General features: G+C 74.5%; 14 protein-coding genes. 8 read left to right on the top strand and 6 right to left on the bottom strand.

The genetic code is table 11. From position 1 onward, the window contains the following. Nucleotides 1–94: 94 nt before the first annotated feature. The gene (gene cydC / locus ABD993_RS27935) at nucleotides 95–1741 is read left to right on the top strand and encodes a thiol reductant ABC exporter subunit CydC (RefSeq protein WP_345424886.1); all 1647 of its coding nucleotides are present in this window, start codon (nucleotides 95–97) and stop codon (nucleotides 1739–1741) included. Nucleotides 1742–1754: 13 nt separating this feature from the next. After that, complete coding sequence (locus tag ABD993_RS27930; protein WP_345424884.1) at nucleotides 1755–3095, top strand: hypothetical protein; 1341 nt, start codon at nucleotides 1755–1757, stop codon at nucleotides 3093–3095. Nucleotides 3096–3148: 53 nt separating this feature from the next. Here ABD993_RS27930 and fabG read toward each other — a convergent pair whose 3' ends face one another. Continuing rightward, the gene (gene fabG / locus ABD993_RS27925; protein WP_345424881.1) at nucleotides 3149–3910 is read right to left on the bottom strand and encodes a 3-oxoacyl-ACP reductase FabG; all 762 of its coding nucleotides are present in this window, start codon (nucleotides 3908–3910) and stop codon (nucleotides 3149–3151) included. Nucleotides 3911–4073: 163 nt separating this feature from the next. Between fabG and ABD993_RS27920 the strand changes: the two genes are divergently transcribed. The 4 genes from ABD993_RS27920 (at nucleotide 4074) to ABD993_RS27905 (ending at nucleotide 7177) form a co-directional block, all read left to right on the top strand. After that, a complete protein-coding gene (locus tag ABD993_RS27920) occupies nucleotides 4074–4835 on the top strand; it encodes an SDR family NAD(P)-dependent oxidoreductase (protein ID WP_345424878.1) in 762 nt (253 codons plus the stop codon). Between the two features lie 330 nt (nucleotides 4836–5165). Then, nucleotides 5166–5696: a YbhB/YbcL family Raf kinase inhibitor-like protein gene (locus ABD993_RS27915; protein ID WP_345424875.1), complete on the top strand. Its 531-nt coding sequence runs from the start codon at nucleotides 5166–5168 to the stop codon at nucleotides 5694–5696. Between the two features lie 44 nt (nucleotides 5697–5740). After that, nucleotides 5741–6322, top strand: a complete 582-nt coding sequence (locus ABD993_RS27910) for a hemerythrin domain-containing protein (RefSeq protein ID WP_345424872.1) — start codon at nucleotides 5741–5743, stop codon at nucleotides 6320–6322. Nucleotides 6323–6346: 24 nt separating this feature from the next. After that, on the top strand, nucleotides 6347–7177 hold the full coding sequence (locus tag ABD993_RS27905) for a family 1 encapsulin nanocompartment shell protein (protein WP_345424869.1): 831 nt from the start codon (nucleotides 6347–6349) through the stop codon (nucleotides 7175–7177). Between the two features lie 64 nt (nucleotides 7178–7241). On the opposite strand, the gene ABD993_RS27900 is transcribed toward ABD993_RS27905, so the two are convergent. Continuing rightward, a complete protein-coding gene (locus ABD993_RS27900; RefSeq protein WP_345424866.1) occupies nucleotides 7242–8090 on the bottom strand; it encodes a hypothetical protein in 849 nt (282 codons plus the stop codon). 37 nt (nucleotides 8091–8127) lie between these two features. After that, the gene (locus tag ABD993_RS27895) at nucleotides 8128–8694 is read right to left on the bottom strand and encodes a hypothetical protein (protein ID WP_345424863.1); all 567 of its coding nucleotides are present in this window, start codon (nucleotides 8692–8694) and stop codon (nucleotides 8128–8130) included. Between the two features lie 96 nt (nucleotides 8695–8790). On the opposite strand from ABD993_RS27895, the gene ABD993_RS27890 reads away from it, so the two are divergent. Continuing rightward, nucleotides 8791–9975, top strand: a complete 1185-nt coding sequence (locus tag ABD993_RS27890) for a hypothetical protein (RefSeq protein ID WP_345424860.1) — start codon at nucleotides 8791–8793, stop codon at nucleotides 9973–9975. 25 nt (nucleotides 9976–10000) lie between these two features. On the opposite strand, the gene ABD993_RS27885 is transcribed toward ABD993_RS27890, so the two are convergent. Beyond that, nucleotides 10001–11683, bottom strand: a complete 1683-nt coding sequence (locus ABD993_RS27885; RefSeq protein ID WP_345424857.1) for a class I adenylate-forming enzyme family protein — start codon at nucleotides 11681–11683, stop codon at nucleotides 10001–10003. Nucleotides 11684–11717: 34 nt separating this feature from the next. Here ABD993_RS27885 and ABD993_RS27880 point away from each other — a divergent pair, with 34 nt between their 5' ends. Beyond that, the gene (locus ABD993_RS27880) at nucleotides 11718–12791 is read left to right on the top strand and encodes an AbrB family transcriptional regulator (RefSeq protein ID WP_345424854.1); all 1074 of its coding nucleotides are present in this window, start codon (nucleotides 11718–11720) and stop codon (nucleotides 12789–12791) included. Here the strand turns inward: ABD993_RS27880 and ABD993_RS27875 are convergent. Both ABD993_RS27875 and ABD993_RS27870 read right to left on the bottom strand, forming a co-directional pair. Continuing rightward, on the bottom strand, nucleotides 12724–14136 hold the full coding sequence (locus ABD993_RS27875; protein ID WP_345424851.1) for an MFS transporter: 1413 nt from the start codon (nucleotides 14134–14136) through the stop codon (nucleotides 12724–12726). The two genes, ABD993_RS27880 and ABD993_RS27875, sit on opposite strands and share 68 nt — an antisense overlap. A gap of 61 nt (nucleotides 14137–14197) precedes the next feature. Beyond that, entirely contained in the window at nucleotides 14198–15064 is an 867-nt protein-coding gene (locus ABD993_RS27870) for an ABC transporter substrate-binding protein (protein WP_345424848.1), read from the bottom strand. Nucleotides 15065–15071 lie beyond the last annotated feature (7 nt).

Below are 15071 nucleotides of genomic sequence, written 5' to 3'. Positions count from 1 at the left end.
ACCGCGCTGACCGCGCTGACCGCGCTGACCGCGCTGACCGCGCTGACCGCGCTGACCGCACGAAACGTACCCCCACGCACCCGGAGCCCGTCCGATGACCGGCCTGACCCGCATGCTCGCCCTCGCCCGCCCCCGCAGTGCACGGTTCGTGGTCGGCGTGCTGTGGGGCGCCCTGGCCACCGCGTCCGGGGTCGGTCTGCTGTCCCTCGCCGCGTGGCTGATCGCGACCGCCGCCACCCGTCCCGCCGTGACCGCGCTGAGCGTGGCGGTCGTGCTGACCCGGGCGCTCGGGGTCACGCGTGGGGTCGCGCGCTACCTCGAACGCCTGGTCACCCACGACGCCGCGCTCCGCACCCTCGCCGATGCCCGCGACCGCGTCTACGCCCGCCTCGCCGCCACCGAGCCGATCCGCCGCTTCCGCAGCGGCGACCTCGTCTCGCGGCTGGTCAGCGACACCGACGCCACCCAGGACCTGCTGATCCGCGGCCTGACCCCACCACTGAGCGCCCTGCTCGTCGGCGGTGGGGTGGTCGCGCTGTCCACGGCGCTGCTCGCCGAGGGCGGGCTGCTGCTGCTCGGCGGCCTGCTGCTCGCCGGGCTCGCGGTCCCGCTGCTCGCCGCCCGCGCCGGACGCGGGCCCGCCCGCCGGACGGCCACCGCCCGCACCGAGCTGGCCACCACCCTCGTCGACACCCTGCACGGCGCCCCCGACCTGATCGCCTACGGCGCGATGGACCGGGCGCGGTCGCGCGTCGTCGCCGCCGACGAGGAGCTGACCCGGGTCGCCCGGCGGGACGCCGGCCTGCTCGGCCTGGGCGCGGGTGCGAGCGCGCTGGTCGCCGGGCTCACGCTGTGGGGGTCGCTGCTGCTCGGCGTCGCCGCGGTGGCCGACGGGAGGCTCGCGCCGATCCCGCTCGCGGTGCTCGTCCTCACCGCCCTGGCCGCCTTCGAGATCGTGGCGCCGCTGCCCGCCGCGGCGGCCCGGCTGGGCGCGGTCCGGGAGAGCGGGGACCGGCTCTCCGCCGTGCTCGACACCTCGCCCGCGACCCGCCCCGCCGACCCGACCCCGGTACCGTCGACCCCCGCCGACCTGGGGATCCGCGGGCTGCGCGCGGGGTACGGCGAGACCGAGGTGCTGCACGGGGTGGACCTGGACGTGCCCGCGGGGGCGCACGTCGCCGTCGTCGGGCCGAGCGGGGCGGGCAAGAGCACGCTGGCCGGGGTCCTGTTCCGGTTCGCCGACGCCACCGGCCGGGTCCTGCTCGGCGACGTGGACCTGCTGCGCCGGTCGCCCGACGCCGTCCGGCACGCCGTGAGCGGGGTCCCGCAGGACCCGCACGTCTTCGACAGCACCGTCCGGGAGAACCTGCGGTTGGCCGCCCCCGAGGCGACCGACGCCGCGCTGCGGGCGGTCCTGGAGCGCGTGCGGCTGGACCTGGGCCTCGACGAGCTCGTCGGCACGCACGGCCACCGGCTCTCGGGCGGCATGCGGCAGCGACTCGCGCTCGCCCGCGCGCTGCTGACCGACCCCGCCCTGCTGGTCCTCGACGAGCCGACCGCCCACCTCGACCCGGCCACCCGGGACGCCGTGCTCGACGACCTGCTCTCGGCCGCCGCCGGACGGTCCACCCTGCTGGTCACCCACGACCAGGCACTGCTGGACCGGATGGACCGGGTCTACGAGATCCGCGACGGGCGGGCTCAGCGCAGGGCTCTCAGCAGGACCACAGCCGGCCGCTGACACCCTCTCCCTCGTGCGACACCGTCTCGTTCCCCTGCTCGCCTCCGCCGCCGCGGGACTGGTCCTGCTGACGGGCTGCTCCTCGCCCCCCGCCACCGGCGAGGGCCCGGACCGTACCGCCGCCGGCGTCGACCTGTCCGAGGGCTGGGACTGGCAGCCGCAGGCCACCCCGCTGGAGCTGGGCGTCACCCACACCCAGAGCACGCTGGACGACCACGATCCGGCCGAGTCCAACGCCCGTGGCCAGGCCATCCTCGCCAAGAGCGCCACCTGGCAGAACGTGCACCTGATGGGCTTCGGCACCCTCAACCCCGAGCCGTCCCCCGGCGACTACGACTGGTCCAGCCTGGACAAGCGGATGAAGCTGGTCGAGGACACCGGTGCCAAGACGATGCTGACCGCCTGCTGCGCGCCGGACTGGATGAAGGGCGGCCCCGCGGGCCGGACGGACTGGGACGAGCTCGAGAAGGCGCCGGACCCGGCGTCGTTCCAGGCGTACGCCGACCTGGTCGCGCAGACCGTGCAGCGCTACCCGCAGATCGAGCGGGTGCAGGTGTGGAACGAGCTCAAGGGCTTCTTCCACCCGGAGTGGAACCGCTGGGACTACGAGGGCTACACCGACCTCTACAACCGGGTCTACGCCGCGGTGAAGCAGGTCCGCCCGGACGTGCTGGTCGGCGGCCCGTACCCGGTGATGATCAGCCTCACACCGGACGACACCAACGCCTCCAGCGAGCTCGCGGGCCCCTGGGGCAACGTCGACCAGCGGGTGCTCGACGCGCTGGACTACTGGTTCCGCCACAACCGGGGCGCGGACTTCCTCGTCGTGGACGGCGGCACCGCGGTCCGGAACGGGACGATCTCCGGGCGGCTGGACGACGCCGCCCGCAAGTTCGTCGACGTGGACCGCTGGCTGAGACAGCGCACCGACCTGCCGATCTGGTGGGCCGAGTTCTACCCGGACGTCCCGCAGGGCCAGGAGGCGTCGCCGACCAGCCAGGCGAGCGCCGCCGCCACGCTCTCCGCGGTCGACGCCTTCGCCCGCTCCGGCGCCGCCGGTGCCCTGCTCTGGGGCCCGCAGGGCTACGACCTGGAGTACGCCGCGCTGTGGACGGACGCGACCGTCTCCTCCGGCGGGGAGCCGACCCCGCTGACCGCGGCCTGGGAGTGGCTGGTCCCCCGGATGGCCGCGGGCGGCATGGAGCTGGGCACCTCGCAGACGCAGCCGCTGATCGCCTTCCGAGCCCCGGACGGCGGTGCGGTCGTGGTCAACATGAGCGACCAGGAGGTCCCGGTCGACGGCCGGGAGCCGCTCGCGCCCTACGCCATCGGCATCGCGCCCGCCAGCAGCTGAGCCCGGGAGCGGGGCGCCGACCCGGCGCCCCGCCCGGTGCCCCGCCCGGTGCCTTACGCCTTGGGCCCACCGGCGACGTAGATGACCTGGCCGGACACGAAGCCCGCGCGCTCGTCCACGAAGAACGACACCGTGTTCGCGATGTCCTCGACGTCGCCCGGGCGCTGCACCGGGATCTCGGCGGCACGGGCGGACTTGAACTCCTCCCAGTCCACGCCCAGGCGCTCGGCGGTGGCCTTGGTCATCTCGCTGGCGATGAACCCGGGCGCGATGCAGTTCGCGGTGATCCCGAACTTGCCCAGCTCGATCGCGAGCGTCTTGGTGAAGCCCTGCAGGCCCGCCTTCGCGGTGGAGTAGTTCGCCTGGCCGCGGTTGCCCAGCGCCGAGGTCGACGACAGGTTGACGATCCGGCCGAACTTGGCGTCCACCATGTGCTTCTGCACGGCGCGCGACATCAGGAACGAGCCCTTGAGGTGCACGCCCATGACGGCGTCCCAGTCGGTCTCGGTCATCTTGAACAGCAGGTTGTCCCGGGTGATGCCGGCGTTGTTGACCAGCACGGTCGGCCCGCCCAGCTCCTCGGCCACGCGGGTCACGGCGGCCTCGACCGCGGCGGCGTCGGACACGTCCGCACCGACCGCGATGGCCGTGCCCCCGGCGGCGGCGATCGCGTCCGCGGTGCCCTTGGCGGCGGACTCCTCCAGGTCGATCACGGCGACGGCGAAGCCGTCCTGCGCCAGGCGCAGCGCCGTGGCCGCCCCGATCCCGCGCGCCGCGCCCGTCACGATCGCGACCCGCTGCCGGCTCTCCGCCATGTTCTCGTCTCCTTCGACTGTCGAACCACCACGCCTGTCCGGTCGATCAGTGCTCTGATCTTCGACCGACCAGGCGATCCTCGCACCGGGCCACCCGGTGTGCGCAACCACGTGTCGCCCGCGCCACGTCCCAGAATGGTGCGACTGCATTACAGTGCCCGCCATGACGGTACTGGAGCGGTTCTCGCTCAGCGGCAGAGTGGCCATCGTCACCGGCGCGTCGTCCGGTCTCGGGGTGGCCTTCGCGAAGGGTCTGGCGGAGGCGGGGGCGGACGTCGTGCTCGGCGCCCGGCGGGTCGACCGCCTCGAGGAGACCCGGAAGCTCGTCGAGGCCGAGGACCGGCGCGCGCTGTGCGTGGCCACCGACGTGGCCCGCCAACCGGACTGCCAGGCCCTGGTGGACGCCGCCATGGCCGAGTTCGGCCGGGTGGACGTGCTGGTGAACAACGCGGGCATCGGCACCGCGGTCCCGGCGACCCGGGAGACGGTCGAGGAGTTCACCCAGGTCATCGACGTGAACCTGAACGGCTGCTACTGGATGGCGCAGGCCTGCGGACGGGTGATGCAGCCCGGCAGCAGCATCATCAACATCTCCAGCATCCTGGGCCTGACCACCGCGAGGCTGCCCCAGGCGGCGTACGCGGCGAGCAAGGCCGGGCTGATCGGGCTGACCCGCGACCTGGCCCAGCAGTGGGGAGGGCGCAAGGGGATCCGGGTGAACTCCGTGGCCCCGGGCTTCTTCGAGTCCGAGATGACGGACCAGTACAAGCCGGGCTATCTCGAGCAGATGATGGAGCGGATCCCGTTGGGCCGCAAGGGCGACCCCGAGGAGCTCGCCGCGGCCGTCGTGTTCCTGGCCAGTGCGGCGGGCGGGTACGTCACCGGCCAGACGATCGCGGTCGACGGCGGCATCACCGTCACCTGAGTCGCCCGGCGCTCACTCGAGGACGACGGTGCGCAGGTCCAGCCTGCGCAGCACGCGGTCCGCGGCCTCGGGGTCCACGCCCCGTCACCGCGGGCCGCGAGGAACTCGGCCCGCGCCGCGGACAGCGCGTCCGCCTCGATCGCCTGCACGGTGTGCCTGCGCTCGCGGATGGCCCGGAACCGGTGGCGGACGGAGCCCCGTTCCCGGCGGGGGCGGCGCTGACCCTGATCGCGGTGTCGGTGCTGGTCGCGCGGTGGCTGGTCCGGTGGCGCGCAGCAGCATCTCCACCGGCACAGCCTGCCACCGCGATCGGTGCCATGATCGGGAGCCATGAGCCACGACCCCTACAGCGAGCTGCCCGAGGTCCCGTCGTTCGACGTGACCAGCACCGACGTCGTCGACGGCGGCACGCTCGACACCCCCCAGCTCTCCGGCATCTTCGGCGCGGGCGGCGCGGACGTCTCCCCCGCGCTGACCTGGAGCGGATTCCCGCCGGAGACGAAGTCGTTCGTCGTCACCTGCTACGACCCGGACGCGCCCACCGGGTCCGGCTTCTGGCACTGGGCGGTCGTCGACCTGCCCGCGTCCACCACCTCGCTGCCCACGAACGCGGGCGACGAGGGCGCCGACCTGCCCGGGTCCGCCTTCACGCTGGCCAACGACGGCGGCCTCAAGCGCTTCCTCGGCGCCGCCCCGCCGCCCGGGCACGGCCTGCACCGGTACTACTTCGTGGTGCACGCGGTGGACGTCGAGTCGCTCGGCGTCCCGGAGGGCGCCACCCCGGCCTTCCTCGGCTTCAACCTGTTCAGCCACACCCTCGCCCGCGCGACGATCGTCGCCACCCACGAGAACAAGGGCTGATGCCCGACGGGCGCGGCGGGCTCCGCGGCGATAGCGTGCCCGCCGTGCCCGACATCACCGAGCTGATCCTCGACGACCACGAGTGGTTCCGCCGCCGGTTCGCCGAGCTCGACGAGCTTCGTGCCGCCGACGCCGACCCCTCCGCCCTGCGCGGGCTCTGGCGCCCGCTGGCCGACCTGCTGGACGTCCACGCCGAGGCCGAGGAGCGGATCTTCTACCCGCAGCTGCTGCGCCGGGGCGAGAACGACCCGCAGGAGGAGACGCTCGACGCCATCGGCGACCACAACGACATCCGGGACGGCGTGCGCGCGGCCGACCGGCATCCCGTCGGGAGCGCAGGCTGGTGGGAGGGCGTCGACGCGGCCCGCGCCGCCAACGACGAGCACATGGGCGAGGAGGAGAACGAGGGTCTCCCGGACTTCCGCCTCCACGCCCACAGTGGACTGCGCGAGTCGCTCGGGGCACAGTTCACCGCGTTCAAGAAGCGGCACGAGGGCACGAGGGGGCTCGACGTGGTGGACAAGGACCCCCAGGCCTACGTGGACCGCATCGAACGCGAGATCACCCCGCCGTCCGACTTCTCCGGCGACACCTCTCTCGGCATCGGCAGCCTGCGCCCCCGCTGACCTCACCACTTAGGAGCACGACCCGTGACCGCACCCTCCGACCACCTGCTCAGAGCGCACGCCCCGATCCCCACCGAGTCCTGGAAGGCCATCGACGAGGAGGCCCGGGAGCGGCTGACCCCGCTGCTGGCGGCCCGCAAGGTGGTCGACTTCGTCGGCGCGGGCGGCTGGCACCGGTCCGCCTACTCGCTGGGCCGCACCGCCCCGCTCGCCGGGCCGCCGCCCGGCGTCGCGGGCGCCACCGAGGTGCGCACCCGTGCGCGCCGCGTGCAGCCGCTGTCCGAGATCCGCGTCCCGTTCACCGTCAGCCGGGACGAGATCGACGACGTCCAGCGCGGGGCCGCCGACCCGGACTTCGACGACCTGGCCCGCGCGGCCCGCGTCGCCGCCGAGATCGAGAACCGGGCGGTGTTCCACGGCTGGCCCGCGGCCCAGATCGAGGGCATCGCGGACACCACCCCGTACCCCTCGGCGGCGCTGGGCGAGGACTGCCTGCAGTGGCCCGGGATCGTGGCACGCGGGGTGGACGCGCTGCGCCGCAACGGCATCGGCGGCCCGTTCGCGCTGTGCGTGGGTCCGGCGCTCTACACGAAGATCGTGGAGACCACCGAGCTCGGCGGCTACCTGCTGCTGGACCACCTCACGAACATCCTCGGCGGCCAGGTGATCTGGTCGGTCGGCGTGGACGGGGCGGTGCTGGTGAGCGCGCGAGGTGGGGACTTCGTGCTGGACGTCGGGCAGGACCTCGCGGTCGGCTACAGCCACCACGACGCGGACACGGTCCACCTCTACATCGAGGAGAGCCTCACGTTCCGGGTGCTGGAGCCGGACGCCGCGTACGTCCTCACGATCTGACGGATCCCGCGCAGACGTGCGAACGCCCTCCCACCCGAGTGGGAGGGCGTTCGCACGTCCGGGGTCAGACGGTGAGCAGCCGGTCGAAGAAGCTGCGGTAGCGGCCCAGCGCCTGGCGCAGGTCCTCGGTGGAGGCCTGCTCGTCGCGCAGGTCCGCTTCGAGCTCGGAGCGCTGGCGGGCGAAGAGCTGGGCGACGTCGTCGAGGACGCGGCCGACGAGCTCGTCGGCCTCCTTGACGGCCCCGCGGGGCTCGTCGACGAACCCGGCCTTCAGCGTCTCCCACCGGCGGCGGTACTCCTCGGCGCGGTCCGTGGCGACGAGGGAGGTGCCGTGGTCTCGGCTCCCGTCGGGGCCGTGGCCGTTGCGGTCGTGCGCGCCGACCTGGTCGTGGGCGCCGACGTGCGCGCCGTCCCGGCCGTGGCCGGTTCCGTGGTCGACGCGGTCGTGGCCGTCACCGTGGCCGGTTCCCGGCTCGCTCCACTCGGAGCCCCGGCGGTCGTCGGTCGCGTGCGCGCCCGACGTGGGGCGGGTGTCCGTGACACCGGTGGTGGGTGACCCGTCGGCGGCCTGGTGCCCGTCGCGGAAGCCCTGGGTCCCGCCGCCCGCGTCCTGTCGCTGGTCGTGCAGCCGCTCCCGGCCGCCGTCGACCTCGGCGTCTCGGCGGACGTCCACGGGCGCGTCGGCGGGGCGCATCCGCTGCGCCTGCCGCTGGTCCTGCGTCCCGTCGACCGGCCGGTCGTAGCCGGGGTCGCGGGCGTCCTCGCTCGTCGGACCGTCCTGGGGCGAGCGGGGGGCGGGGGTGTCGACAGCGCTGTCGGCGCGGCGGTCGTGGGTGTCCACCGGGCCGGTGTCGTCCCTGGCGGGCTCGTCCCGCCCGAGGACCTTGTCCATGAAGCTGCGGTCGTCGCTCATCGTGAGGCTCCTTGAGTCGTTCGGGTGAGGGCGGGAGTCAGGCGCTGGTGCTCGTGCGGCCCGAGTCGCCCTCCAACAGCGCCTGCACCAGCTCCCGGTACGCCGTGACGGCGGAGCGCAGGTCCTCGGTGTCCGCGCCGTGCTCGCGGTGGGCGGCGCCGATGCGGCGGGCCTCGCGGTAGCGCTGGACGACCTCCGGGTGGTCGACGGACACGTCCTCGGCGCGCCGCGACGCGTCGTCGACCGGGTACCCGCGGGCGGAGAGCAGCTCGTCCACCAGGTTGTCCGCGTGCTCCACGGCCCGGCCGGGGTCGTCGACGAACTCGCGCTGGACGTCCGTCCAGCGGTGTTCGAAGGTCTCGCGCTCGCGCGGCTCGAGCTCGCGGAGCGTGATCGAGCGGTGGCGCTTCTCGCGCTCGGCGAGGATCCGGTCGGTCTCGGCCGCGTCGCCGGTCTCGGCCAGCTGGTGGTCGTACTCGGGCCCGAAGCGCTCCCGGAGGCGCTCGCTGCGCCGCTTGCCACTGCGCGACCACGCGACGGCCACGAGGGCCAACAACGCGATCACCGCCACGACGATCACTAGGATGACTGTGGTGCTGCTCATGGTGGTGGGGTGCCCGTTCGCCGCGGTCACGAATCGTCATCGCAGCCCGAAGTTGTGATGGCTGCCACACTGAATCGAGTGAGGGTGAACCGGACCGTGCCATCGGAACGACGCGACTCCGCTGACGGAACGGCGGCCGCCGAGGCCCCGGGGGCGGCCGAGCGCATCGACGCCGCCGCGGACGAGCTGTACGGCGTCCCCCCGGACGACTTCGTCCCGGTGCGGGACGAGCTGGTCGCCGAGGCGCGTGAGGCGGGCGACAAGGACGCGGCGAAGGCGATCGGCAGGCTCCGGCGTCCGACGCAGGCGGCGTGGTTGTCCAACCTGCTGGCCCGAGAGCGCGGGGACCAGCTCGACACCCTGCTCGACCTCGCCGACTCCCTGTCCACCGCTCAGCGCTCACTCGACGGGCCGCAGCTCCGTCAGCTGTCCGCGCAGCGATCCAAGCTCGTCGGCGCGATGGCGAAGGAGGCGCGTCGGATCGCGGCGGCGGACGGGCACCGGGTGACCGAGACCGTCGAGCGGGACCTGCGCGGGATCCTCGACGCCGCACTGGCCGACCCGGACATCGCCGACGAGGTGCGCTCCGGGCGGCTGACCCGCACGATCAGCTGGTCGGGCTTCGGCCCGGACTCCGGCGAGGCGTCGTCCGGCGGGTGGGGCACGCCGCGGGACCCGGCCGCCCCCCGTGAGCCGCGCGAGCGCCGGGCCCCGCGCACCCCGCGCCGCCCCGCTCCGGGGCGACCGGGCCACGGCCTGCCGGGTGTCGAGCCGCGCCACCGCGGCCGCCGCCCCGGTCTCGGCGACGGGGACGACCGGCCCGGCGAGGCGGTCGACGAGTCCGGCACCCAGCCCGCCGCCGAACCCGCCGCCGCCGAATCCGCCGCTGCCGAGTCCGCCGACGGGGGTTCGGCCGCCGAGCGGGAGCGGGCCGAGCGGGAGCGCCGGGAGCGGGAGGAGCGGGAACGTCGCGAACGCGAGGCCGCACGCGCGGAGGCGAGGGAGGCCGTCGAGCAGGCCCGGCGCGCCGCGGGCCGGGCCGCGGACGCCCACGAGGACACCGCCGCCGCCCTCCGGGACGCCGAGTCGGACCGGGACGAGGCCACCGCGCTCGTCGAACGGCTCACGGCGGAGCTGGAGCGGGCCCGCGAGGCCCGCGCCGCCGCCACGGCGACGGTGAAGGACGCCGCCCAAGCCGAACGCGAGGCGAGCCGCGCCTCCCGGGACGCCGCCGCGGGACTCGCCCGAGCCGAAGCCCGCCTCGCCGAGCTGGACGACTGACCCGACGGCCCCGGTGTCCGGCCCGCTAGGGGGTCTCGTCGCGGAGGGTGCGTTTGAGGACCTTGCCCGTGGGGGTCTTCGGGAGCTCCCGGTCCCACCAGACGATCCTGGTCGGGGCGGCGAAGCTCGCCACCCGGTCCCGCACCACGGCCCGCAGCTCCGCCTCGGCCTCGCTCGTGCCGCCCGCGCCCGGGGTCGGGCGGACCGCCGCGGCGACCTCCTCCCCCAGCGTCTCGTGCGGGATCCCGTAGACCGCCACCTCCGCCACCCACGCCACCTCGTGCAGCGCGGCTTCGACCTGGGCGCAGTAGACGTTCTCGCCGCCGCGGATCACGACGTCCTTCAGCCGGTCCACCACGTGCACCCAGCCCGCCCGGACGAACCCGAGGTCCCCCGTCCGGAACCAGCCGTCGACGAACGCGCCCGCGTCCGCGTCCGGATTGCGCCAGTACCCCGACACCACGGTGGGGCCGCGGAACCAGAGTTCGCCGACCTCCCCCTCCGCCGTGTCCACACCGGACTCCGGGTCGACGACGCGCAGCTCCGCGCCCGGCGCGGGCCGCCCGACGCTGTCCGGGTGCGCCACGAAGTCCACGGACACGTTGGCGCAGATCGCCGAGGTGGTCTCGGTGAGGCCGTACCCGTTCGTCGCGTACGGGCCCAGCTCGCGCCCGATCCGGCTCACCAGCTCACCGGGGATCGGCGCGCCGCCCATCGCGAACCGGGTCAGCGTGCCGAGCTCGTCCGGGTGCGCGATCGCGTCCTCCGCGAGCTCGCGCAGGGTCGTCGGGACGCCCGCCGCGCCGGTGAGGCGGTGCTCGCGGACCAGGCGGCGGGCCTCGTCGCGGTCCCAGCGGTACATCGTGGCCAGCGAGCCGCCGTTGAGCACCTGGCCGTAGAGGCTGTTCAGCCCGGCGATGTGGAACAGCGGATAGGTGAGCAGCACCCCCGTCGGGCCGCTCGGGGCCACCCCGCGCGCCGCCGCCCCGGCCCGGGCGGCGAGCATCGTGTTCAGCGCGTTGGTGACGTGGTTGCGGTGGCTGTGCACCGCGCCCTTGGGCCGCCCGGTGGTGCCGGAGGTGTACAGGATCGTGGACGGGTCGTCCGGGCCGACCGTCACGGGCGGTGGCCCGACCGTCGGGTCGACGGCGGCGAGGAGCTCGGTCCACGAGCGCGCGGGCGAGTCCCCCGTGCCCCGCACCCGGACCAGCGGGACCTCGACGCGCCCGGCCAGCGCCGCGGTCCGCTCCTCGTCCGCGATCACCACCCGCGCGCCGGAGTCCTCGACCGCCCAGGCCAGCTCGACACCCGTCCACCAGGCGTTCATGGGCACGACGACCAGCCCCGCGAGCTGCCCGGCCCAGAAGGCGACGCTCCACTCCGGCAGGTTCCGCATCGCGATCCCGAACCGGTCCCCCGGGGCGAGCCCGTACTCGGTGAGCAGCGTATGGGCCAGGGCGTGGACCTCGCGCAGGTGCTCGGCGTAGGTCCGGCTCTCGTCCCGGTAGTACGAGTGCGGCCGGTCGGCGAAGGCCGCCGAGTCCGTGATCATCTCGGCCAGGGTGTGCGGCCCGCGGACGTAGACCCGCATCGGGATCCCGCCGACGACCTCCTCCCGGAGGGCGAACTCGGAGTCGGTGGCGGTCAACCTGCTGAGCTCGCGGCCGACCGGCGAGCTCTCGGCGGTGTCTTCCCTGACGGTGCCCATCAACGATCACTGTGCCACGTGACAGGGTCGTGGGGTGCGCGATCTCCGAGCATTCCCCTGGGGCCGGTGGGCGCTGCTGGTCGTCCTCACCGTCGGGGTGACGGCCCTGCTGCAGCTGTTCGGTGTCCCCTCCCCCGCGCTGTTCGCGGGGCTGGCGGTGGGGACTGTGCTCGCGCTGGTCGGGGTGGCTCCGGAGCGGGTCGCGAAACCGGTGACGGCCGGGGGCCAGGCCGTGATCGGCGTCGTCATCGGCATCCTGGCGCGGCCGGACACGCTCTCCGCGGTCGCCGCGGACTGGCTGCCGGTGCTGCTGGTCAGCCTGGGCACGCTCGTCGTCAGCATGGCCGCGGGGCTGCTGCTGGGCCTGCAGCGCGGGGTCTCGCCGCTCACCGGGATGCTCGCGCTGACCGCGGGTGGGGCGTCCGGGCTGGTGGCCGTCACCCGCGAGCTCGGCGGCGACGAGCGCATCGTCTCGGTGATCCAGTACCTGCGCGTCGGGATGGTCACCGCGACCATGCCGATCGTGGCGACGGCGGTGTTCGGGGCCGCGCACGTCGGCGTCGGGAGCGGGGCGCAGCCCGCCTCCGCGCCCTGGTACCTCGGGCTGCTGCTGGTGGCGGTGTGCTCGCTGGTCGGCGTTCCCGTCGCGGCCCGGCTGCACGTACCCGCCGGGGCGCTGCTCGGGCCGATGATCGTCGCACTGGCCCTGAGCCTGGGCGGGCTGACCTTCGGCGCGACGGTGCCCGAGCCGCTGGTCGACGTGGCGTACGCCGTCATCGGCTGGCAGGCGGGCCTGCGCTTCACCCGGGCCGCGCTGCGCACCGTGCTCCGGGTCCTTCCGGCGGCCACGGCCCTGATCCTGGCGATCGTCGCGGCCTGTGCGGGGCTCGGCCTCGTGCTCTCCCGGGCCACCGACGCCTCCCTGCTCGACGGCTACCTGGCCACCACCCCCGGTGGCGTCTACGCCGTGCTGGCCACGGCGATCTCCTCCGGCGGGGACGTGACCTTCGTGGTCGCCGTCCAGGTGCTGCGGGTGATCCTCATGCTCCTGGTCGCCCCGTTCCTCGCCCGGCTGGTGGGGCGGCGGTGGGGTTCTCGGGGGAGCTGAGCTCCGCCAGGCTCCGCCCGGTCGTGCGCGGCCCCAACACCCCGACGTCCACCGCCACGATCACCATCGCCGCCGCGATCGCGACGAACACCGCCGTCGGGCCCGCCGAGTCCAACAGCGGGACCAGCAGGAACGGCATCACCGCGGTGGCGAGCCGGGACAGCGAGTAGGCGACACCCGCGCCGGTCGCGCGCAGCGTCGTCGGGAAGAGCTCGCCCGAGTAGACGTGGAAGCCGTTGGAGAACAGGTTGCTGACCACGGTGTAGAGGAAGCCGAGCAGCACGATCGCCACGGCGTTCGTGGAGTACCCGAAGGCCAGGCCGAGCACGATCATCCCGATCGCCGCGCCGACGATCATGGTCTTGCGCTCGATGCGCTCCATCAGCGGGATCGACAGCGCCGAGCCGAGCGGGTAGCCGAGGAAGCTGAGCGCGGTGAACGTCAGGCCCTGCACGACGTCGTAGCCCTTGGCCGCCAACACCAGCGGCACGAGCGTGCCGAAGCCGTAGTAGCCGAAGGTCTGGAACAGCTGGAAGATCCACAGCATGATCGTCCGACGGCGCCAGGGCACGCGGAACAACGCGCGCACCGGTTCGCGGCGGACCGGCCCGGTGTCCGCCACCGGGCCCAGCGCAGGCAGGGGGCCCGCCTCCGCCTCGAAGCGCCGCACGACGGCGTCGGCCTCCTCGGCCCGCCCGACCGAGGCCAACCAGCGGGGCGACTCGGGCAACCCGCGGCGCATCAGCCAGCAGATGAGCGCGCCGAGCCCGCCCAACAGGAACATCCACCGCCATCCCGCCAGCCCGAGGAGGGTGTGCGGGGTGATCACCCGGGCGAGCAGCCCGGCGACCGGGACGCCGCAGAAGCCCAGCGTGTAGGCCCAGGCGATCATCCGGCCGCGGCGCTTCGCGGGGAGCAGGTCGGAGAGGTAGGCGTCGCACAACGGCAGCTCGGCCCCGATCCCCACCCCGGCCAGGAAGCGGAAGACGATCAGCAGCTCGACGTTCGGGCTGAACGCCGCCAGCACCGAGAACAGCGAGTACAGGCCCAGGGTCAGGAAGAACGCCCGGCGCCGCCCCACCCTGTCGGCCAACCGGGACAGCGTGATCGCCCCGACGAACGCGCCCACGAACGCCGAGGCGAGCACGAGCTTCTGGGCGATGCCGGTGACCCCGAACTCCTTGCCCAGGACCGTGGCGAGGGTGCCGGCGAGGAACACCTCGTAGAGGTCGAAGAACATCCCGATCCCCACCGCCACCAGCGCGAACCGGTGCCCGCGCGTGATCGGCAGCCGGTCCATCCGGGCGTGGACCTCCGCCACCGTGGTGCGTGCCGCAGTCGTCATCGACCCACCTCCGGTCCGCATGGTGGGCACGGGAACCGGTGGCGCGCAGGGCGAGCGCGTGTTATGTCCTGATGATCCGGCCCGCGGGTGGCTCCGGGACGCGGTCGGGGTGCAGGGCCCAGGCCAGTGCCTCGATCCCGTCGACCAGGCCGGGGCCCGCCTTGACGACGTACCCGGCGGAGTCGACCGCGACGACCGGCACGCCGGGGAAGCGGTCGCGGACCGGCTCGGACTGGGCCACGGCGTCGTCGAGGCCGAACCCGCACGGCGCGACCACGACGACCTCCGGCTCCAGCGCGGCCAGCTCCGCCCACTCCGCCGCGACGCTCCGCCCGCCCTCGATCCCGGCCAGCGGCTCGCCGCCCGCGCGGCGCACCAGCTCGGGCACCCAGTGGCCGGGGACGTAGGCGGGATCGGTCCACTCCAGGATCAGCGTGCGCGGGCGCGGGGCGCCCGCCACCGCACCCTCGACCGCCCGCAGCCGGGCGTGCAGGCCGTCGACCAGCGCGGACGCCCGGTCGTCGGCTCCCGCCGCCGCACCGACGCTCGTGATCGCGGCCAGCACCTCGTCGAGCGTGTGGGGGTCCACGGAGACGACCTGGGCCGCCGTCCCGATCTCGGCCAGCGCCTCCTGCACGGTCCCCGCGGGCAGCGCGCAGACCCGGCAGAGGTCCTGGGTGAGGATGAGGTCGGGGGCCAGCTCGCGCAGCGCCGCCCGGTCCAGCTCGTACATCGGCAGGCCGGACGCCGCCCGCTCGGCCACCCACGCGTCGATCTGCTGCGGGGCCAGCCCGGCGGGGATCGCGGTGTCCACGACCACCGGCACCCCGGGCGCCTCGCACTCGAAGGTCACGGCGACCAGCGACTCGGCCGACCCGAGCCTGCAGACGATCTCGGTGGCGGCGGGCAGCAACGACGCGATCCGCATGGCGCGA

This window comes from Pseudonocardia xishanensis (assembly GCF_039541715.1).
In the GTDB taxonomy this organism is placed as follows: Bacteria; Actinomycetota; Actinomycetes; order Mycobacteriales; family Pseudonocardiaceae; genus Pseudonocardia; species Pseudonocardia xishanensis.
This window is presented reverse-complemented; position numbering and strand designations above follow the sequence as displayed.